At 67.8% G+C, this 17524-nt stretch carries 22 protein-coding genes; 16 read left to right on the forward strand and 6 right to left on the reverse strand.

Annotated elements, in window-relative coordinates; genetic code table 11:
* Positions 1-41: 41 nt before the first annotated feature.
* Positions 42-797, reverse strand: coding sequence for a competence/damage-inducible protein A (locus JIP62_RS05775; RefSeq protein ID WP_201103948.1), 756 nt, complete (start codon positions 795-797; stop codon positions 42-44).
* Positions 798-917: 120 nt separating this feature from the next.
* Here JIP62_RS05775 and map point away from each other — a divergent pair, with 120 nt between their 5' ends.
* The 5 genes from map to JIP62_RS05800 all read left to right on the forward strand — a co-directional run bounded on the left by map (position 918) and on the right by JIP62_RS05800 (position 4264).
* Positions 918-1739, forward strand: a complete 822-nt coding sequence (gene map / locus JIP62_RS05780) for a type I methionyl aminopeptidase (protein ID WP_201103949.1) — start codon at positions 918-920, stop codon at positions 1737-1739.
* Positions 1740-1773: 34 nt separating this feature from the next.
* A complete protein-coding gene (gene radC, locus JIP62_RS05785; RefSeq protein WP_201104599.1) occupies positions 1774-2499 on the forward strand; it encodes a RadC family protein in 726 nt (241 codons plus the stop codon).
* Positions 2496-3026 (forward strand): GNAT family N-acetyltransferase, encoded by a 531-nt coding sequence (locus JIP62_RS05790; protein ID WP_201103950.1) that lies wholly within the window; start codon positions 2496-2498, stop codon positions 3024-3026. Before radC ends, JIP62_RS05790 begins: the two co-directional genes overlap by 4 nt.
* Positions 3027-3087: 61 nt before the next feature.
* Positions 3088-3330 carry a BolA family protein gene (locus JIP62_RS05795; RefSeq protein ID WP_201103951.1) on the forward strand — a complete coding sequence of 81 codons (243 nt, stop codon included), beginning with the start codon at positions 3088-3090 and terminating at the stop codon, positions 3328-3330.
* A gap of 4 nt (positions 3331-3334) precedes the next feature.
* Positions 3335-4264, forward strand: coding sequence for an aldo-keto reductase family protein (locus tag JIP62_RS05800; RefSeq protein ID WP_201103952.1), 930 nt, complete (start codon positions 3335-3337; stop codon positions 4262-4264).
* Between the two features lie 92 nt (positions 4265-4356).
* On the opposite strand, the gene JIP62_RS15300 is transcribed toward JIP62_RS05800, so the two are convergent.
* Complete coding sequence (locus tag JIP62_RS15300) at positions 4357-4815, reverse strand: hypothetical protein (RefSeq protein ID WP_201103953.1); 459 nt, start codon at positions 4813-4815, stop codon at positions 4357-4359.
* A gap of 65 nt (positions 4816-4880) precedes the next feature.
* On the opposite strand from JIP62_RS15300, the gene grxD reads away from it, so the two are divergent.
* The 4 genes from grxD to JIP62_RS05825 all read left to right on the forward strand — a co-directional run bounded on the left by grxD (position 4881) and on the right by JIP62_RS05825 (position 6950).
* Positions 4881-5234, forward strand: a complete 354-nt coding sequence (gene grxD, locus JIP62_RS05810; protein ID WP_201103954.1) for a Grx4 family monothiol glutaredoxin — start codon at positions 4881-4883, stop codon at positions 5232-5234.
* On the forward strand, positions 5234-5662 hold the full coding sequence (locus JIP62_RS05815) for an acyl-CoA thioesterase (RefSeq protein WP_201103955.1): 429 nt from the start codon (positions 5234-5236) through the stop codon (positions 5660-5662). Before grxD ends, JIP62_RS05815 begins: the two co-directional genes overlap by 1 nt.
* 176 nt (positions 5663-5838) lie before the next feature.
* Positions 5839-6240 carry a chromosomal replication initiator DnaA gene (locus JIP62_RS05820; protein ID WP_201103956.1) on the forward strand — a complete coding sequence of 134 codons (402 nt, stop codon included), beginning with the start codon at positions 5839-5841 and terminating at the stop codon, positions 6238-6240.
* Positions 6237-6950, forward strand: coding sequence for a DUF6456 domain-containing protein (locus tag JIP62_RS05825; RefSeq protein WP_201103957.1), 714 nt, complete (start codon positions 6237-6239; stop codon positions 6948-6950). Before JIP62_RS05820 ends, JIP62_RS05825 begins: the two co-directional genes overlap by 4 nt.
* A gap of 13 nt (positions 6951-6963) precedes the next feature.
* Here the strand turns inward: JIP62_RS05825 and JIP62_RS05830 are convergent, their stop codons facing one another.
* Positions 6964-7392, reverse strand: a complete 429-nt coding sequence (locus JIP62_RS05830; RefSeq protein WP_201103958.1) for a SufE family protein — start codon at positions 7390-7392, stop codon at positions 6964-6966.
* Between the two features lie 185 nt (positions 7393-7577).
* Between JIP62_RS05830 and JIP62_RS05835 the strand changes: the two genes are divergently transcribed.
* Positions 7578-9224: a sensor histidine kinase gene (locus JIP62_RS05835; RefSeq protein WP_201104601.1), complete on the forward strand. Its 1647-nt coding sequence runs from the start codon at positions 7578-7580 to the stop codon at positions 9222-9224.
* On the opposite strand, the gene JIP62_RS05840 is transcribed toward JIP62_RS05835, so the two are convergent.
* Positions 9221-10081: a hypothetical protein gene (locus tag JIP62_RS05840; RefSeq protein WP_201103959.1), complete on the reverse strand. Its 861-nt coding sequence runs from the start codon at positions 10079-10081 to the stop codon at positions 9221-9223. The genes JIP62_RS05835 and JIP62_RS05840 overlap by 4 nt on opposite strands.
* 56 nt (positions 10082-10137) lie before the next feature.
* Here JIP62_RS05840 and JIP62_RS05845 point away from each other — a divergent pair, with 56 nt between their 5' ends.
* The 5 genes from JIP62_RS05845 (at position 10138) to JIP62_RS05865 (ending at position 14380) form a co-directional block, all read left to right on the forward strand.
* Positions 10138-10470, forward strand: coding sequence for a DUF1491 family protein (locus tag JIP62_RS05845; protein WP_201103960.1), 333 nt, complete (start codon positions 10138-10140; stop codon positions 10468-10470).
* A 174-nt stretch (positions 10471-10644) separates the two neighbouring features.
* Positions 10645-11025, forward strand: coding sequence for a hypothetical protein (locus JIP62_RS05850; protein WP_201103961.1), 381 nt, complete (start codon positions 10645-10647; stop codon positions 11023-11025).
* A 71-nt stretch (positions 11026-11096) separates the two neighbouring features.
* On the forward strand, positions 11097-12680 hold the full coding sequence (locus tag JIP62_RS05855) for a tetratricopeptide repeat protein (RefSeq protein WP_201103962.1): 1584 nt from the start codon (positions 11097-11099) through the stop codon (positions 12678-12680).
* Between the two features lie 75 nt (positions 12681-12755).
* Entirely contained in the window at positions 12756-13127 is a 372-nt protein-coding gene (locus tag JIP62_RS05860) for a YciI family protein (protein ID WP_201103963.1), read from the forward strand.
* A complete protein-coding gene (locus tag JIP62_RS05865) occupies positions 13124-14380 on the forward strand; it encodes an RNA polymerase sigma factor (RefSeq protein ID WP_201103964.1) in 1257 nt (418 codons plus the stop codon). The genes JIP62_RS05860 and JIP62_RS05865 overlap by 4 nt, the downstream gene beginning before the upstream one ends.
* Here the strand turns inward: JIP62_RS05865 and JIP62_RS05870 are convergent.
* A complete protein-coding gene (locus JIP62_RS05870; protein WP_201103965.1) occupies positions 14377-14517 on the reverse strand; it encodes a hypothetical protein in 141 nt (46 codons plus the stop codon). The genes JIP62_RS05865 and JIP62_RS05870 overlap by 4 nt on opposite strands.
* A 152-nt stretch (positions 14518-14669) precedes the next feature.
* Between JIP62_RS05870 and JIP62_RS05875 the strand changes: the two genes are divergently transcribed.
* On the forward strand, positions 14670-16328 hold the full coding sequence (locus JIP62_RS05875) for a peptide chain release factor 3 (protein ID WP_201103966.1): 1659 nt from the start codon (positions 14670-14672) through the stop codon (positions 16326-16328).
* 19 nt (positions 16329-16347) lie between these two features.
* Here the strand turns inward: JIP62_RS05875 and JIP62_RS05880 are convergent, their stop codons facing one another.
* Positions 16348-17454: an alkene reductase gene (locus tag JIP62_RS05880; RefSeq protein WP_201103967.1), complete on the reverse strand. Its 1107-nt coding sequence runs from the start codon at positions 17452-17454 to the stop codon at positions 16348-16350.
* Positions 17455-17524 lie beyond the last annotated feature (70 nt).

Raw genomic sequence — 17524 nt, forward strand, 5'->3', positions numbered from 1 at the left:
GACGATGAAGGCGGGCTCCACCGGGCCCGCCTTTTTTGCGGTCAGTCGATCAAGGCCGCCGCGATTCCCGCCGCCTCCAGGGCCAGCATCAGGTCGGCCACCGCGCCGTTCAGAAGCGCCAAGTCCTGGCCGCGCACCACCAGGTTCGTGCCGATCTCTCCGCTGGTGCCTGCGCCGAACGGATAGCTGCCGAAACTCAGAGCCCGGTTCGCGTCGGCTGCAGCCCGCAGGATGTCGGCCACCGTCCCCTCGCCCACCCCGGTCACCCGGATCGTGCGGGCATGGACCACCGCCCCGGTGCGCAGGCGCGGAGCCACGTCCTCCAGCATGGCGGTCATGATCTTGGGCACGCCGGCCATGACAAAGACATTGCCGATCTGGAAGCCCGGCGCATCGGTCACCGGGTTGGCGATCAGTATGCCGCCCTCGGGTATGCGCGCCATGCGCCGCCGCGCCGCGTTGAACTCGTCGCCATAGCGCCGCTCGAGTATGGCCAGGGCCTGCGGATGTTCCCGCAAAGGCACCCCCATGGCCTCAGCCACGCAGTCGGCGGTGATATCGTCATGCGTCGGGCCGATGCCGCCGGTGGTGAAGACATAGTCGTGGGACGACCGCAGGGCATTCAACGCCTGGGTGATCTGTTCGGGACGATCGCCCACCGTCCGGGCCTCCTCCAGGACGATCCCCAGCGCGCCCAGAAACCGGGCGATGGTGTTCAGATTGGTGTCCTGCGTGCGCCCTGACAGGATTTCATCCCCGATGATCAGGACGGCGGCGGTCGGAGAGGTCTGGGTCATGATCCGCTCCTACATCGGCCCACCGGTTCTCGCCACGGCCCCCGTCGCGCCATCTTGAGGTTTCATGCTAGGCTCGCCATCTGATGCCGAAGGGCGATCCGCCTGCACCTTGAGCCTGTGATGTACGAAACGCCCGACCTTCAGACCGATACCTTGGTTCGCACCAGCGAAATCCGCGTGCATGCGCCCGAGGATTTCGACGGCATGCGCGCCGCCGGTCGCCTGGTGGCCGAGGCGCTGGACATGATCGGCGAGTTCGTCGTGCCGGGCGTCACGACCGGCGAGCTGGACGACCGCATCCGCCAGTTCACCCTGGACCGCGGGGCCCTGCCGGCCTGCCTGGGGTACAAGGGCTATTCAAAGACCATCTGCACCTCGATCAACCATGTCGTCTGCCACGGCATTCCCGGCGACCGGGTGTTGAAGGACGGCGACATCGTCAACATCGACCACACCGTCATCGTCGACGGCTGGCATGGCGACTCCAGCCGCATGTATGCGGTCGGCAACATCAATGCCCGCGCCCGCAAGCTGATCGAGGTCACCTATGACGGGCTGGAGGCGGGCCTGGCGCAGATCAAGCCCGGCAATACCTTTGGCGACATCGGCTATGCCATCCAGCGCGTGGTCGAAGAGGCGCGGATGAGCGTGGTGCGCGACTTCTGCGGTCACGGCATCGGCCGCATCTTCCACGACAGCCCCAACGTTCTGCACTATGGCCGCCGGGGCGAGGGCGCGGTGCTGAAACCGGGCATGTTCTTCACCGTCGAGCCGATGGTGAACCTGGGCAAGCCGCATGTGAAGGTCCTGTCCGACGGCTGGACCGCCGTGACCCGCGACAAGTCCCTGTCCGCCCAGTGCGAGCACTCGGTCGGCGTCACCGAGGACGGCGTCGAACTGTTCTCCGCCAGCCCGGCGGGTCTGTTCAGGCCGAAATTCTAGTTTAACGTCGCCCTGTTCAGGGGGGAGACGAGCGCTGGATCAGCCAGAGACCAAAGCCAGGACGCCCCACCACGCCGGTCATCGCGAACGCCTGCGCGAGCGGGCGCGAGGGGCGGGGATCCATCACCTGCCGGATTATGAACTGCTGGAGCTGTTCCTGTTCCGCAGCCAGCCGCAGGGCGACGTCAAGCCGATCGCCAAGGCCCTCTTGCAGCGGTTCGGCTCGCTGGCCGCCGTCCTGGCCGCCTCGGTCGAGGATCTGATGACGGTCAAGGCCGAGGACAGCCGGGGCCGGGCCAAGGGCATCGGGGCCGAGACCGCCCTGGACATCGCCGCCCTGCACGAGGTCGCTCGCCGCGTGGCCAAGGAAGAGGCCAATAAGCGCACCGTCATCTCGTCCTGGACGGCCCTGCTGGCCTATGTCCGGCTGTCGCTGCAGCACGAGCCACGCGAGCAGTTCCGCGTGCTGTATCTGGACAAGAAGAACCAGCTGATCCTGGACGAGGTTCAGAACCGGGGCACGGTCGACCACGCCCCGGTCTATCCGCGCGAGGTCGTGCGCCGGGCGCTGGAACTGTCGGCCAGCGCCATGATCATCGTGCACAACCATCCGTCCGGCGATCCGACGCCCTCGCGCGCTGACATCGAGATGACGAAACAGGTCGTCCAGGCTGCCCGGTCGCTGAGCCTGGAGGTTCACGACCATCTGATCGTGGGGCGCGAGGGCGTGGCCAGCTTTAAGCAACTGGGCCTGATGTGACCCTGCTGACCACCGACCGGCTGAGCCTGTCGCCTGTCGCTCCGGCCGATTATGACGACCTGTGCGGCCTGTTCGGCGACCCGGCATTCACCCGCCACATCATGGGCCGGGCGCTGAATGGCGAGGAGGTCTGGTCCCGCCTGCTGCGCGACCTGGGCCACTGGCAGGTGCTGAACTTTGGCAACTGGTCGATCCGTTCGCGGAGCGACGGCACCTATGTCGGCCAGGTCGGGGTGCTGGACTATCGCCGCCATATCGACCCGCCGCTGGATTCGCCCGAACTGGGTTGGGGGCTGGCCACTGCCCATCAAGGACACGGCTATGGGCTTGAGGCCGTGTCGGCAGTGCTGGCCTGGACCGATGCCCGCCTGACCGCGCCCCGCACCGTCTGCATGATCGCCCCGGACAATGTGCGCTCAAAGGCTCTGGCCGAGCGTGCCGGCTATCGACCCTTTGCCCACACCGACTATGCCGCTCGCCCGGTCGTCCTGATGGAGCGGCCCCGGCGAGCCCCGCCCGGGCCGTAGCCAGCCATTAAGGTTTACGCGCCACACTGTCCGGTGAAGAAGCCGGAGACCCGACGCCGCCATGCCGATGCCCGCCGATGCCCTGCATGCCTGCCTGGCCGAGGCCTTTCCTGACGCCGAGATCGTGATCGACGATCTGGCCGGCGACGGAGACCACTATCGCGCGCGCATCGTCTCGACCGCCTTCATCGGCCTGAACCGCGTGAAACAGCACCAACTGGTCTATGCCGCGCTCAAGGGGCGGATGGGCGGCGAGCTGCACGCCCTGGCCCTTGAGACCTCCGTTCCTGCTTCGGGAGGCTGATCCCATGCGTTATCGCCCCTTTGGACGCAGCGGTGCGGCCGTCTCGGCGGTCACGCTCAGCCTCAATCTGCAAGCCCTTGCGCGGGGCCCCGATTTCGCACGCGAGCTGATCTATTCGGCCCTGGAAGCGGGCATCAACAGCTATCACCTGGAGACCGCCGATCCGGTTCTGGCCGAAATCGTCGGTGGTGCGCTCAGCCATATCGACCGCAAGCTGGTCTATGTCACCCTGGCCCTGGGGGCCGGTGACGGCCGCCGGGGATCGCAGCGCGATTTCTCGGCTGAGGGCATGACCGGGGCGATCGACCGGGCACTGCATGTGTCGGGCCTGCGCTGGATCGACGTGGCCCTGCTGGACGAGCCGGGCGAGCACGAATTGCCGCAATCCTCGCTGACCGCCTTGAAGGCCCTGCGCGCGACCGAGCGTGTCCGCCTGCTGGGCATCCAGGGCGACAGCGAAGTCATGGACGCCTATGTCTCGACCGGCGCCTTCGATGTCCTGGCCACCAGTTTTCACGTCAACTCGCCCTGGCAGGTCCGTTCGAGAATCCGCACGGCGCGCGAACAGGACATGGCCATCTTCGCGGGCGGCTATTTCCCGGACTCGCTGGACTCCGAACGAAAGGCCGCCGTCGCCCACGTTGAGCCGAAGAAGAAGGGGCTGTTCGGCTTCGTCCGCGACCCGAAGGCCCGTCCCGCATCCGATCCGCTCAGCGGCGCGGGCACCTTCGCCTTCCTGCACCGCACGGCCAACTGGACGGCCGAGCAGATCTGCCTCGCCTACGCCCTGACCGACCCGTCGGTGTCCAGCGTGCTGATCAAGGCCAATGACCCCGAACGGCTGAACCTGCTGGCGATGGTGCCCGAGCGCGACATGCCCCCCGGCGTCTCCGCCCAGCTGGAAATGGCCCGCGTCGCCACCGCTGCGGCCTAGGTCTCAGCCACAGTCATCATTTCGCGCCTTAGTCGTATATCACCGTCATTCCAGGGCGCTCGCAGAGCGAACCCGGAACCCAGGAGTGCACGTCAAACGGCAAATCCGTCATGGGCCCGTGAAAGACCCCTGGGTTCCGGGTTCTTGGCTACGCCAAGCCCCGGAATGACGGAGGGAATGTGATGGTCGGGAAAGACTCGTTCATCGCTGTCTACATGATGGCCAGTCGACGAAACGGCACGATCTACACCGGGGTGACCAGCGCCTTGCCGGCTCGCGTTTGACAACACAGGACCGGCAGCCTGAAGGGCTTCACGACGGAGTATGGCTGCAAGACCCTGGTCTGGTTCGAACAGCACGACACGATGCTGTCTGCCATCATTCGGGAAAAGAGCATCAAGAAGTGGCGTCGCGGCTGGAAGTTGGCCTTGATCGAAGCAGAGAACCCTCAATGGCTTGATCTTGCCGCTGACTGGTTCGAATAACTCGCCGCCGTCATTCCGAGATAACGCAACGGAACCTGAAATGGCGATCGCTCCGAAAGCCGTCACCGTCCACCACCCTTGACCGGGGCCCTCCCCGTCCCTAGCTGACGGCCTGAACGAAAGGCCTCCCCATGACCGACACCGCCGCCGATCCCGTCCAGGCATTCATCGCCGACACCGTGTCCCAGCATGACGTCGTGCTGTTCATGAAGGGCACGCCCGATGCGCCGCGCTGCGGTTTCTCCTCCCTGGCAGTCCAGATCCTGGACCATGTCGGCGCGTCCTTCGTCGGCGTGGACGTGCTGCAGGACGAGGCTCTGCGCGAAGGCGTCAAGCAGTTCACCGACTGGCCGACCATCCCCCAGCTTTATGTGAAGGGTGAGTTCGTCGGCGGCTCCGACATCGTGCGCGAGATGTTCAACGCCGGAGAGCTGCAGGCTCTGATGGCCGAAAAGGGCGTCGCCCTGGGCCAAGTCGACGCCTGATGGCCCGGGCCCAGCTTCAGCCGCGCGAGGATCGCGAGATCTTCGTCCTGCCGCTGGACATCCGGCCCGAGCACATCGACGCGAACGGCCACGTCAACAATGTCGTCTATGTCGGCTGGCTGCAGGATGCTGGCACGGCCCACTGGAATGCGCGCTTCGACGAGGCCACGCGCACCAAATGGTCCTGGGTCGGCGTCCGGCACGAGATCGACTATCTGCGTCCCCTGATGCCCGACGCAACGGGTGTCGTGGCCCGCACCTGGGTCGGCGATCCGCAGGGACCGCGATTCAACCGCTATGTCCGCATCGAGGACGGCGAAGGTCGCCTGTGCGCTCAGGGCGTGACGGAATGGGTCCTGGTCGATGCCCAGACCATGCGTCCCCACCGCATCCCCGCCGACATGCTGCCGACCTTCGCCCGGCGGTGATGTTCCGGCGCCGACCCGCGCGCCGAAGGCCTCAGCCATCCTAGCCATCCCCCACAAAAGTTCAGCCGCGCTGGGCCCTACGACCGATTCCGACGCTTGCTAGGATATATTTCCTATCGTGGCCGACATCATCGAACACGATGGCGGCCTGGATCGATTGAGGGAGCGTTCTGAAGATGACTAAAGCCTATGTCGTGCCGGTGATGGAGGCCGACCGGATCAGGGCCGGGCTGGCCTTGCAGCTGGTGGCCGCCTCGACCGGCATTGCGGCCGAGACGATGACGGGGCGGGACCGGTTGCCCCCCATTGCCTGTCGCGCCCGCTGGCTGGCCATGTATCTGGCGCACATTACCTTTGGCTGGCCGCTGGAGCGGGTCGCCCATGCCTTTGGGGTGAACCGGGCCACCGCCAGCACCGCCTGCCGCTGGATCGAGGACGAACGGGACCGGCCCGTGCTGGACGCCCTGCTGGACCGGCTGGAGGACTGTGTGCGCCTTATCGTCGATGCGGGCGGGCTGGACCTTGATCAGGCGCTGGGCAACCGGGCACCCGCACGGGCAATGGGAGCACGGGCATGACCGGCCGCCTGCAACGGGCGCGGGCCCTGTTGGCCCGGCCGGATGCCTGGATCGGGGCAGAGGCGAGCGGCGGCTATGCCATCCGGCTGGCCCCGACACGCCGGGCGCGGATCAATCTGCTGCTGGATGAAGCCCTGTTCCGCGCCCTGATCGAACAGCCCGGCCTGCGTGCGCGGACCGCAGGCGGCTGGACCCTGCGCCGCGAGCCTGCGTCCGCGAACACCCCGTCGCCCGGCCGGCCCGGCGTTATCGACGGCACCCGCCCCCTGATGCAGCCCGATGGCAGGGTCGCGCTTCACCCCGCCAATCTGGGCGAGACGCCGATCGCCTGGCTGGCGCGCCGCCGCGACGCCCAGGGTCGTCCCTGGCTCACCCCGGCCCAGGTCGCCGCGGGCGAACGGCTGACGCGAGAGGCCGAGGCGGCCCTGTCCGGCCCGTCCCTGACCATGCGCTGGGACGCCCTGCCCCGAGCGGGCGGCGGGTCGTCAGCCCGGGTGGAACCGGGCGACCGCGCCCTGTCCGCAGGCCGCCGCGTCGCCCGCGCCCTGGACGCCTGCGGCCCCCGGCTGCGCGGGATCTTCCAGCAGGTCTGTATCCAGGGTTCGGCCCTCAGCCTGGCCGAGCGCGAACTGGGTCTGGGCCGCCGCCGGGGCAAAATCCTTCTGCAGCAAGGGCTTCAGGCCCTGGCCGACCATTACCGCATCGGGTGAAGGTGCCCGGTGCCTATCCCGCCGCGAGGGCCGCGTCGCGAATGCGGCCGACCATGGCATTCAGGCCGTTGGCTCTCTGGCGGGTCAGGGCTTGGGGCAGGCCCAGCCGGTCCAGGGCCGCGCGCGCGTCAAAGGCCAGGATTTCAGCCGCCGTCCGCCCCGAATACAGCATCAGCAGCAGGGCGACATTGCCCTTTGAAATCGCGCTGTCGCTGTCGGCGGCGAACCACAACCGGTCGCCGGACGGGTGCACGGCCAGCCAGACCTGGGCCGCGCAGCCGGGCACCTTGTTCGCCTCGGTGCGGTCCGCATCGGACAGCGGCGAAAGGCTCTTGCCCAGATCGATGACGTATTCGATCCGCCCTTCCCAGTCGCCCAGCAGGTCGAACTCCTCCTCCAGCTGCGACAGGGTATCTTCAAGGCTCAGGGGCGGCGGCGTCATGAGCGGGGGATAGGCCCCGCCACGCCAGGCAGCAAGTCGGTCGTTTGCCACAGTCGCCTCGCGCGGGAGCGCCCTCGCCCCCTTTCCCCTGCGGCGCTAGGCTGAAAGGCTTCTCTCGAATCTCCCCTACGAGAGGCGCTGTCAGGATTTCGAGCCACGTGACCACGCCTGTGCGTCCAGACCCCATGCCGGAGGCCCGCGATCTGCCGGGCATCGCGGCCTGGCACGCCGGATGGGCCGTGGCCGCGGCCTTGGCGGCGCTGTGCGGGCGCTGGCTGGGTCAGGGGGTCGACGGACCGGTCTTCTTCGGAATTCTGACCATGGCCGTGCCGGGCCTGGGCGGTCTGACCCTGCTGTGGCGTGATGGCGTGGCGCAACGGGCACTGGTGCTGGGCCTGTGGGGACTGGCCGCCATCGTCTGCTCCATGCTGGCGGGCGGCATGACCGGATCCCTGGCCGGGTTCGCCTTCCTGCCGATGGCAGCGGGCCTGGCGTTCGGCACCCATCGACTGATCCAGGGCGGTGTTCTGATGAGCGGCCTGGCCGTTCTGGCCGGACTGATCGCGGTCTGGGTCGCGGGGCCCAGTGAGGGGCATTTCGATCTGGCGGCCCTGTCCGCCCTGATGACTCTGGCTGCCTTTGCCGTCGCGCTTCGCCTGTCATGGCGGGGCCGTGAAAGAACCCTGTCCGAGGCGCAGGGCGCGATGCAGCGGGTCGAGGCCATCCTGTCGTCCCAGCCGGGACTGACCCTGACCATGGATCCGTCGGGGCGCCCTCTGGCCGCCTATGGCACGCCCCCCGCGGCCCTGCCGGTCGATCCCCTGTTCGCCCAGGGCCTGATCGCCGCTGTCCATGCGCCGGACCGCCCCGCCGTCCTGTCGGCGATCGAGCGGGCCCTGTCGGGCACCGATGCCCAGGTCCGCTTCGCACCTCGCACGGCCCTCGACCGCCGCGTCACCCTGATCCTGCGCCGCCTTGATGAGCCGCAGGGCCTGCGTCTGATCGTTCAGGCCTTCGACGCCACGGCGCAATATGCCCGCGAAGTCGCGCTGGACACCGCCCGGGCCGATGCCGTGGCGCGCGAGGCGGGCAAGACCCGGTTCATGGCCAATATGAGCCACGAACTGCGGACCCCTCTGAATGCCGTCCTGGGCTTTGCCGACATCATGCGCCAGCGGCTGTTTGGTCCTCTGCCCGATCGCTATGGCGACTATGCCACCTCGATCCATGAGGCGGGCGGCCATCTGCTGGATCTGATCAACGACGTGCTCGACGTGTCCAAGATCGAGGCCGACCGCTACGACCTGACGTTGGAGCCCTTTGATGCGCGTGAGGTCATTTCGGCGGCCGTGACCTTGGTTCGCCTGTCGGCCGAGGACAAGGGCCTGGCCCTGGCCGGGGTTCTGCCGGCCGAGCCCCTGCCCGTCGTCGCCGACCGCCGCGCCCTGAAGCAGATCACGCTGAACCTGTTGTCCAATGCCGTGAAGTTCACCCCGGCGGGCGGTTCGGTCACGGTCACGGCCGAGGCCATCGGCCCCTATCTGGAGATCGTCGTGGCCGACACCGGCGTCGGCGTGGCGCCCGAGGACCTGAAACGTCTGGGCCGTCCGTTCGAACAGGCCGGCGGCGCCGATCAGCGCGCCATGGGCACTGGCCTTGGTCTGTCGCTGGTCCGGGCTCTTGCCGAACTGCATGGCGGGCGAATGTCCCTGGACAGCACCCTGGGCGAGGGGACCGCCGTCACCGTGCGTCTGCCTGTGGCCCATGTGGCCCGCCCCGCCCCACCCGAGGGCGGGGCCGAGGTCATCGCCCTGCGCGACCCTGCACGCTAGATCGGCCCCATCGCCAGAAAGGCGCGGGCGGCGGCGAAATCACCGACTTCGAACACTGCGCGGGCCACGCTGTCGTCGCGGAACACGAACTCCACGACGAAGGTCTCGCGCGGGTCCAGAGGCTCCAGGGCCTGCGCCAGGGCGGCAGGAAAACGCCAGGTCTCGCCGGCCTTGGCGCCCGGACGCAGCAGGGCCGGATCGGCCGGCGCCTGTCCGCTGGACCAGATGGCCCGGCGAAGCCCGGCAGGCGGCAGGCCACCGTCCCGTCCCACCCAGGCGCGAGGGCTCAGGGCCGGATCACGCATCACGACGCGCACGGCGCGCGGGCGCGGACGACCCACGAAGCTGACGGTGACGCTCGGTCCGGCCTGCGGGCCCGTGGGATAGCCGAAGGTGACGGGCGACGCCCCGGTGATGCCGTCCTGCTTCAGCGCCCATGTGGGGCTGTCATAGACGGATCGGCTGGCCAGCCAGTCGGCGCGCGCGCCTGGAAAGGTCATGCGCGGCATACGCGACCACCCGGCGAAGGCGTGATCTACCCGCCCGCGCACAACGGCCAGATCGGGATCGGCGCAGGACACGGACGCAGCCCGGCTGCGCGCACGGGCGGCCGCCGCCGACAGGTCGCGATCGGACCCGCCACCCCGCAAGGCCGCGCCCCGCGCCTGCCGCGTCGCCGCCGTCAGGGCTGCGGCCACGCCCGGTGTGAACAGCCGGCATTTCTGATGTGCCGCCAGCACGAAGCTGCGCTCGTAAAAGGTCTGGGATGCATCGGCCCAGGCATTGAGCGGCGTCATGGCCAGGGCCAGCGCCGCGACGCAGGCTTTGGCGGTTCTCGAGTTCGGGCCTATCCTCATGAGGCCGACCCTAGAGCCTTCGCCTTGTGGTCCGGTTTCCGAGCAGGGTTACCCATTTGCTTCTGTCGACCGACCTGTGGGTGTCTGCCCTGATCCGCCGTGCCGAGCTGGCGGGAGCCTATGCGACGGTCGTGCGCCGGGGCGATGCCCGCGCAGGCAGTGTCATCGTCAAGGCGTTCGACACCTCCAGCCGCCGCGCCCGCCTCTATGTCGAGGCCACCGGCCCGGACGGCGATCGCCTGTGGATGCAGCCGGTCGAGAGCGAGGCCGAACACGAGCTGGACGCCTATGTCGCCCGTCAGCACGGCTATGACCCCGATCTATGGGTCGTCGAAATCGAAGACCGTCAGGGCCGCCACTTCCTGACCGAGACGGTAGCGGGCGAGTAAGGATTGAGGGCTGATGGCTGCGCTGCGGACCGCCCTAGCTCCCTTGGCCCGGCGCTGCCGCGGCATACTCTCGGTCACCATCACTTAACCCCGTTCGTGAACGCCACTGAAAACCCCCCGCGCTACGGTCCATGGACGGACGAGGTTGCGTTCGGGTTTGGTGAGTGCGTCTCGATGCTGTTTCTTCTCAACGACGTGGTGTTCGACCTGGATGAGACCTGCCCGGTCACACCCGGCGACGCGCGCCGGTTCGAGAAGCTGGGCTTCGACTATGTCCTGGAACTGGGTTGCGAGCTGTTCGCCGAGGACCCGCTGCTGCACCGCACCGACCCAGACCGTGCGCGCCGCCTGGCCTGGCTGATCCACGACCGGGACGGTGACATCAACGCCGCCCTGTTCGCCGCCCCGGCCGTCGGCTGTGCGCCCGAGCTGGTCGAGCCGCGCTTCTGTGCCCTGCCCCCCGCCGTGATCCGCCAGCTGAGCGCCAAGGCCAGCAAGGGCCGCCTCGACGCCGTCACCGCCGACCGCGCCGTCTGGAACCGCATGGCGGCCTGAGGCCGTCGCCTTTCCACAACCACTGGCATCGACTATCAAAGCTCAGGTTGTCCTGGGGGGAGGTCGCGGCCATGGGTTTTCGTGCATCGCGGTTCCGCAGCTTGGCGCTGGCGGTTCTGGCCGTCATTTCATTCAGCACGCTGCTGGGTGTCACCTCAGCGCAGGCCCAATGGCTGAAGGCTGAAAGCCGCAACTTCATCGTCTATTCCGACGGCAACGAGCGGGCACTGCGCGAATACGTCCAGGATCTGGAAACCTTCGACTGGGTGTTGCGCGTCTGGACCGGACGTCCGGTTGAGGAAGCTGCCGCACGCAGGCTGCCCATCTATCTGCTGAGCGGCAGAAGCGACATGCGGCAGGTCTTTCCTACGATCTCGGACACGGTGGCTGGTGTCTATGTTCCCTCAACCGAGGACGTGTTCGCCGTCGCGCTACGCGGCGAGGAGGACGACTATGTTTTTCACGAATATGCCCACCATTTCTTCCTGCAGAATTTCTCGGGCGTAACCTTTCCGAGCTGGCTCAGCGAGGGCCTGGCCGAATACTACATGACCGTCGAAATCCGACCGGGAAGCATCCAGTTGGGCAGTCACAACCCCTGGCGCGCATCGTCCCTGTTCCAGGGTCCATGGCCTCCCCTCGAAGACCTGCTGAGCAAGCGCATGGGCCAGATTCGGAGAGCGGATCATCAGGCCAACTATTATTCGGTTGCCTGGCTCCTGACCCACTGGTTCCTCAGCGACGAGACGCGGCGTCCATGGCTGGACGTCTATCTGGCCGATGTGCGGTCGGGCGGCGACCCGGCCGAGGCGATGGAGCGGGCCACAGGACAGAACCTGAACCAGCTGACCCAGACGTTGCGGACCTACGCCCGGGGCGGCATCCGGTTTTCGCGCATCGACAACATCGCCCCCCAGGTCGAGATCACGGTCACCCGCCTGCCTCGTTCGGCCGACGACCTGCTGCTGCTGGGCCAGCGGATCAAGATCGGTGTGGCCGAGGATCAGATCGACAACACCCTGGCCATGGTACGCCGTGCCGCCGCCCGTCATCCGGGCGATCCCCTCGCGCTGCTGGTGCTGGGCCACGCCGAACTGCACATGGGTGATCCGGTCGAGGGCGAGCGGCTTCTGGTGCAGCTGCTGGAAATCGAGCCCCAGAATGTTGAGGCGCTGCAATTCATGGCCAGTGCCCGGATGATGCAGGCGGAGGAACGGCCCGACGACGCCCGGGTCCTGTTGAACCAGGCGCGCGGTTTCCTGGCGCGGGCCTATGCCGTGGATCCCGACAACTATCTGACGCTCTATCACAATGCCAAGTCGCGCGAGGGTGCTGCCACCTATCCCAACGACAACGATCTGGAGACGTGGATACAGGCCTTTACCCTGGCCCCTCAGTTGCCAGCCGTCCGCCTGGGCTTTGCTGCGGCCCTGATCCAGGCCGATCAGCGCGAGGCCGCCATCGCCCTTCTGACCCCTCTGGCCAATGCGCCCCACGGCGGGGATGCCGCCGACATCGCCCTGGCGCTCATCGAGACCGCCCGCAGCGGGGGTGAGGCTCCCCCGCCCGAAGCGCTGGAAGCGCCCGTCGAACCGGACATGCCACCGCCCGGTCCGAGCGAAGAGCCGGCCTCGCCTGACACACCAACCCCGTAGGCCCGGCTTTTTCTTTCCCTGCCCGTCTGCCCCGGCCATCATCAGGCGTCGTGTCGATGAACCGGAGAGATGCCAATGCAGTATGCCGTGCTTTGCTACGACCGCGAGGACGTGGTCAGCGCCTGGTCCAAGGCCGAGGACGAAGCCGTGATGGCTCGGCTGGGCGCGGTTCAGGAAAGGCTGGCGGCCCAGGGCCGGATGGGGCCCGTTGCGCGGCTGTTGCCGACCACCGCCGCCACGACGGTGCGAAAGGGGGCCGAGCCGCTGATCCTGGACGGACCGTTCGCCGAGACCAAGGAACAGCTGCTGGGCTTCTATATCATCGACTGCGAGGATCTGGAGGCCGCGGTCGCGGTGGCCAAGGACCTGGCGCAGGCCAGTGGCTCGGCCGGCGCCTATGAGCTGCGGCCCGTCGGCTATTTCAGGGACTGGAAGGCGGCGGAGTGACCGATCCGGCCTGGATCGACGCCGCCCTGGTCGCGGCACGGCCCAGGGCGGTCGGGGCCCTGTTGCGCTATTTCCGCGAGCTGGACCTGGCGGAGGAAGCCTTTCAGGACGCCTGTCTGAAGGCGTTGCAGAGCTGGCCGGTCAAGGGTCCGCCCCGCGATCCGGCCGCCTGGCTGATCTTCGTTGGCCGCAATGCCGGGGTCGACGGGCTTCGGCGGCGCGGCCGGCAGACGGCCCTGCCGGACGAGGCAGCCCTGTCCGATCTGGACGATGTCGAGACACCGCTGGCCGAGCGGCTGGACGGGGCCGACTATCGCGACGACGTACTGCGGCTGATGTTCGTCTGCTGCCATCCCGACCTGCCGGCGACCCAGCAGATCGCCCTGGCCTTGAGGATCGTGTCGGGTTTGTCCGTGCGGCGGATCGCCAGGGCGTTTCTGGTCGGAGAGGCGGCGATGGAACAGCGGATCACCCGCGCCAAGGCCCGCGTCGCCGCCGCCGGACTGCCGTTCGATACCCCGGGCCCCCTCGAGCGGGCCGAGCGGCTGGGGGTCGTCCTGGCCATGGTCTATCTGGTCTTCAACGAGGGATATTCGGCCCCCGGCGGCCCCGATGCGGACTGCGACGACCGGGCCGGTCTGGCGGGCGAGGCCATCCGCCTGGGCCGATTGCTGCTGCGCCTGTTCCCGTCAGAGCCGGAGGTGATGGGCCTGACATCCCTGATGCTGTTGCAGCAGGCGAGGGCTGGGGCACGGTTTGCGGACGATGGTGCCGTGATCCTGCTGGACGATCAGGACCGGTCGCGCTGGGACCGCACGGCCATCGCAGAGGGCCTGGCCTTGATGGACAAGGCGCTGCGTCACCTGCGGCCCGGCCCCTATCAGGTTCAGGCCGCCATCGCGGGCCTGCATGCCCGCGCGGCCTCGGCCGAGGCCACCGACTGGACCGGGATCGAGCGGCTTTATGCGACGCTGGAAATCATGCAGCCCTCGCCCGTCGTCACCCTGAACCGTGCCGTGGCGGTGATGAAGGCGCGCGGACCGCAGGAGGCCCTGGCCATGATCGAACCGCTGGGCGATCGCCTCAGCGGCTATTTCTATTTCTTCGGCCTGAAGGGGACGCTGCTGGCACAGCTGGGCCGCGCCAGGGACGCCCGCGCCGCCTACGATCAGGCCATCGCCCTGGCCGACACGCCTGCCCAGGCCGCCCATATCCGCGACCAGATCGACGGACTGCGGGCCGCAGAGCCCTAGATCAAGGCGTTGAAGATGACGTGCACGGCATAGGCGGTGCCGAAGATGAAGGCGAAGCCGGCCGCCAGATAGACGGCGGGATGCAGTTTCCCGCCGCGGCGGGCGGGGGCATGGGGCAGGTGATGCAGCATGGCCATGGGCTTGCTCCTTGTCGTTTCCTCGTGGCGGCCGGCTCGTGTCCGGACGTCTCACACCACCAGACTGTACCCATAACCCTGTGCTGTGAAGGGGTATTCACCAAAGGGTGAGACCGTGACTTTCGACGCCCCGCGCGCTACCTCCCGCCGCCATGTCCAAGCTCACCCTGAACGAGGAGGCCCTGCGCCGCAGGACCTTCGCCATCATCGCCCACCCCGACGCCGGCAAGACGACCCTGACCGAGCATATCCTGCTGGCGGGCGGTGCCATCCGCGCGGCCGGAGCCGTGCGTGCGCGGGGCGAGAACCGGCGCACCCAGTCCGACTGGATGAAGATAGAAAAGGAGCGCGGCATCTCGGTCAGCGCCTCGGTCATGACGTTCGAACACGCCGGGGCCGACGGCGTCGCAAAGATGTTCAACCTTCTGGACACGCCGGGGCACGAGGACTTCTCGGAAGACACCTATCGCACCCTGACGGCCGCCGACTGCGCCATCATGGTCCTGGACGCCGCCAAGGGGATCGAGCCGCAGACACTGAAGCTGTTCGAGGTCTGCCGCCTGCGCGACATTCCGATCATCACCTTCATCAACAAGCTGGACCGCGAGGCCCAGGATCCGATGGCCCTGCTGGACGAGATCGCGTCCAAGCTGCAGCTGGACCCCGCCCCGATCTGGTGGCCGGCCCAGAGCGGCAACCGCCTGCGCGGCATGGTCCAGATGGGCACCGGCCTGTTCCAACCTTATGCCCGCAAGCCCGCCGGGTCGGCAGAGGATGTGCCCCATCCCGACGCCCTACCCCTGTCCGAGGCCCAGAGCTATTTCGAAGAAGGCGAACACGCCGAACTGATGGAGGCGGCCGAGCTGGTCGAGGGCGGCTATCCGGCCTTTGATCGCCAGGCCTTCCTGGAAGGGCATATGACGCCGGTGCTGTGGGGCTCGGCCCTGCGCCATTTCGGTATCGACGAACTGCTGGCCGCCATCGGTGACTGGGCCCCGCCGCCCAAGATCATGAAGGCGCTGAAGGCCGCCCCCGCCGGGACCCGAAACGCCGCCGAGCCCGTGCCCACCACCATCGCCCCCGGCACGGACGAGGTCACCGGCTTCGTCTTCAAGGTCCAGGCCAATATGGACCCCAACCACCGCGACCGCATCGCCATGTTCCGCATGGCCAGCGGGTCGTTCAAGCGCGGCATGAAGCTCAAGGTCCAGAACACCGGCAAGCAGCTCTCGGTGAACGCCCCGATCATGTTCTTCGCCAGCGACCGCGAACTGGCCGAGGACGCCTATGCCGGCGACGTGATCGGCATTCCGAACCACGGCGTGCTGCGGGTCGGCGACAGCCTGTCCGAAAGCGGCATGATCCGCTTCGCGGGCCTGCCGAACTTCGCGCCCGAGATTCTGCAGCGTGTCCGGGTCAAGGATCCGCTGAAGGCCAAACATCTGAAAAAGGCCCTGGACGGCCTGGCCGAAGAGGGCGTGACCCAGCTGTTCCGCCCCGAACTGGGCAGCGACTTCATCGTCGGGGCCGTGGGTCAGCTGCAGTTCGAAGTCATGGCCGACCGCCTGGGCGAGGAATACGGCCTGGAGGTGATCTTCGAGCCCAGCCCCTTCGCCGAGGCCCGCTGGATCGCCCCCACCGCCGACGCGACAAAGGCGGATGTCGAGGACTTCATGTCCAAATACCGCGGCCAGATGGCAACCGACATCGACGACGACCCCGTCTTCCTGGCCAAGTCCAGCTGGGAAACCGGCTACGTCGGCGAACGCTTCCCGAAGGTGGCATTCACGAAGACGAAGGAGCGGGGCTGAGCCCCGCTCCTGAGATCCATCAGGCCTTGGTCTCGGCCAGGGTCGGATAGTCCGTGTAGCCCTTCGCGCCGCCGCCGTAGAAGGTGTCCTTGTCCGGGGCGTTCAGCTCGGCGCCGGTGCGCCAGCGTTCGACCAGGTCGGGGTTGGCCAGGACGGGGACGCCGATGCTGACCAGGTCAGCGCGGCCTTCGGTCATCGCCTTTTCAGCCAGCTCGCGGGTCAGGCCGCCGTTCAGCATCAGCGGGCCGCCGAAGGCCTCGCGCATCTGAGCGGCCAGTTGCGGGGCGCCGCCCTTGATCGACATGGGCGTGCCCGGCTCGCCCTCGATCAGGTGCAGATAGGCCAGGCCGAACGGCTTCAGCGCCGCCGCCACGTGGAGGAAGATGGGTGCGGGGTCGGAGTCCATCGTGTCATTGGCTCCGTTCGAGGGCGACAGGCGGACGCCCACCCGGCCTGCACCCCAGACCTCCACGACGGCGGCGACCACTTCCAGCAGGAAGCGGGCCCGGTTCTCGACCGAACCGCCGTACTGGTCGTCACGCTGGTTGGCACCGTCCTTCAGGAACTGGTCGATCAGATAACCATTGGCCGCATGGACCTCGACCCCGTCGAAGCCGGCCTTCTTCGCCATTTCGGCGGCGTGGACATAGTCGGCGACGACGCCCTGGATTTCATCGACCGTCAGGGCGCGAGGCGTTTCGAACGGGGTCATGCTGAAGTCGGGCTTCATCGCCTCGCCCTTGGCCGCGATGGCCGACGGCGCAACGCCCGGACCGCCGTCGGGCTGATAGGCGGACACCGACACCCGGCCGACGTGCCACAGCTGGGCCACCATCAGACCGCCCTTGGCGTGGACCGCCTCGGTGATCGGTTTCCAGCCCTCGACCTGGGCATCGGTGAAAATGCCGGGCGTAGCGGGATAGCCCTGGCCCTGGCGGCTGATCTGGGTCGCTTCGGAAATGATCAGGCCGGTGGAGGCGCGCTGGCTGTAATATTCGATCGCCAGAGGCGTCGGCACCTCGCCCTCGACCGCGCGGCTGCGGGTCAGGGGGGCCATGACGATCCGGTTCTTGAGCTTGAGGGCACCCAGATCGATGGGCGTGAACAGGGGGGAGGACGTGGTCATATGTAACACTCGCTGTGGCGGGTCGAGCGCCACAGATGGGGACGGCTTGCGCATTCGCTAGCCCCCCAAG

Origin of the sequence: Brevundimonas vitisensis (assembly GCF_016656965.1) — a bacterium.
Taxonomy (GTDB): Bacteria; Pseudomonadota; Alphaproteobacteria; order Caulobacterales; family Caulobacteraceae; genus Brevundimonas; species Brevundimonas vitisensis.

Excerpts from the sequence above, each read along its gene's own strand:
- JIP62_RS05835 (WP_201104601.1), top strand. The coding sequence starts at position 7,578 with ATGCCGGAGGCCCGCGATCTGCCGGGCATCGCGGCCTGGCACGCCGGA.
- JIP62_RS05850 (WP_201103961.1), top strand. The coding sequence starts at position 10,645 with ATGCTGTTTCTTCTCAACGACGTGGTGTTCGACCTGGATGAGACCTGC.
- map (WP_201103949.1), top strand. The coding sequence starts at position 918 with ATGTACGAAACGCCCGACCTTCAGACCGATACCTTGGTTCGCACCAGC.
- JIP62_RS05840 (WP_201103959.1), bottom strand. The coding sequence starts at position 10,081 with ATGAGGATAGGCCCGAACTCGAGAACCGCCAAAGCCTGCGTCGCGGCG.
- JIP62_RS05820 (WP_201103956.1), top strand. The coding sequence starts at position 5,839 with ATGACTAAAGCCTATGTCGTGCCGGTGATGGAGGCCGACCGGATCAGG.
- JIP62_RS05800 (WP_201103952.1), top strand. The coding sequence starts at position 3,335 with ATGCGTTATCGCCCCTTTGGACGCAGCGGTGCGGCCGTCTCGGCGGTC.
- JIP62_RS05775 (WP_201103948.1), bottom strand. The coding sequence starts at position 797 with ATGACCCAGACCTCTCCGACCGCCGCCGTCCTGATCATCGGGGATGAA.
- JIP62_RS05880 (WP_201103967.1), bottom strand. The coding sequence starts at position 17,454 with ATGACCACGTCCTCCCCCCTGTTCACGCCCATCGATCTGGGTGCCCTC.
- JIP62_RS05815 (WP_201103955.1), top strand. The coding sequence starts at position 5,234 with ATGGCCCGGGCCCAGCTTCAGCCGCGCGAGGATCGCGAGATCTTCGTC.
- JIP62_RS05795 (WP_201103951.1), top strand. The coding sequence starts at position 3,088 with ATGCCGATGCCCGCCGATGCCCTGCATGCCTGCCTGGCCGAGGCCTTT.
- JIP62_RS05875 (WP_201103966.1), top strand. The coding sequence starts at position 14,670 with ATGTCCAAGCTCACCCTGAACGAGGAGGCCCTGCGCCGCAGGACCTTC.
- JIP62_RS05825 (WP_201103957.1), top strand. The coding sequence starts at position 6,237 with ATGACCGGCCGCCTGCAACGGGCGCGGGCCCTGTTGGCCCGGCCGGAT.
- JIP62_RS05870 (WP_201103965.1), bottom strand. The coding sequence starts at position 14,517 with ATGGCCATGCTGCATCACCTGCCCCATGCCCCCGCCCGCCGCGGCGGG.
- JIP62_RS05855 (WP_201103962.1), top strand. The coding sequence starts at position 11,097 with ATGGGTTTTCGTGCATCGCGGTTCCGCAGCTTGGCGCTGGCGGTTCTG.
- JIP62_RS05860 (WP_201103963.1), top strand. The coding sequence starts at position 12,756 with ATGCAGTATGCCGTGCTTTGCTACGACCGCGAGGACGTGGTCAGCGCC.
- JIP62_RS05830 (WP_201103958.1), bottom strand. The coding sequence starts at position 7,392 with ATGACGCCGCCGCCCCTGAGCCTTGAAGATACCCTGTCGCAGCTGGAG.
- grxD (WP_201103954.1), top strand. The coding sequence starts at position 4,881 with ATGACCGACACCGCCGCCGATCCCGTCCAGGCATTCATCGCCGACACC.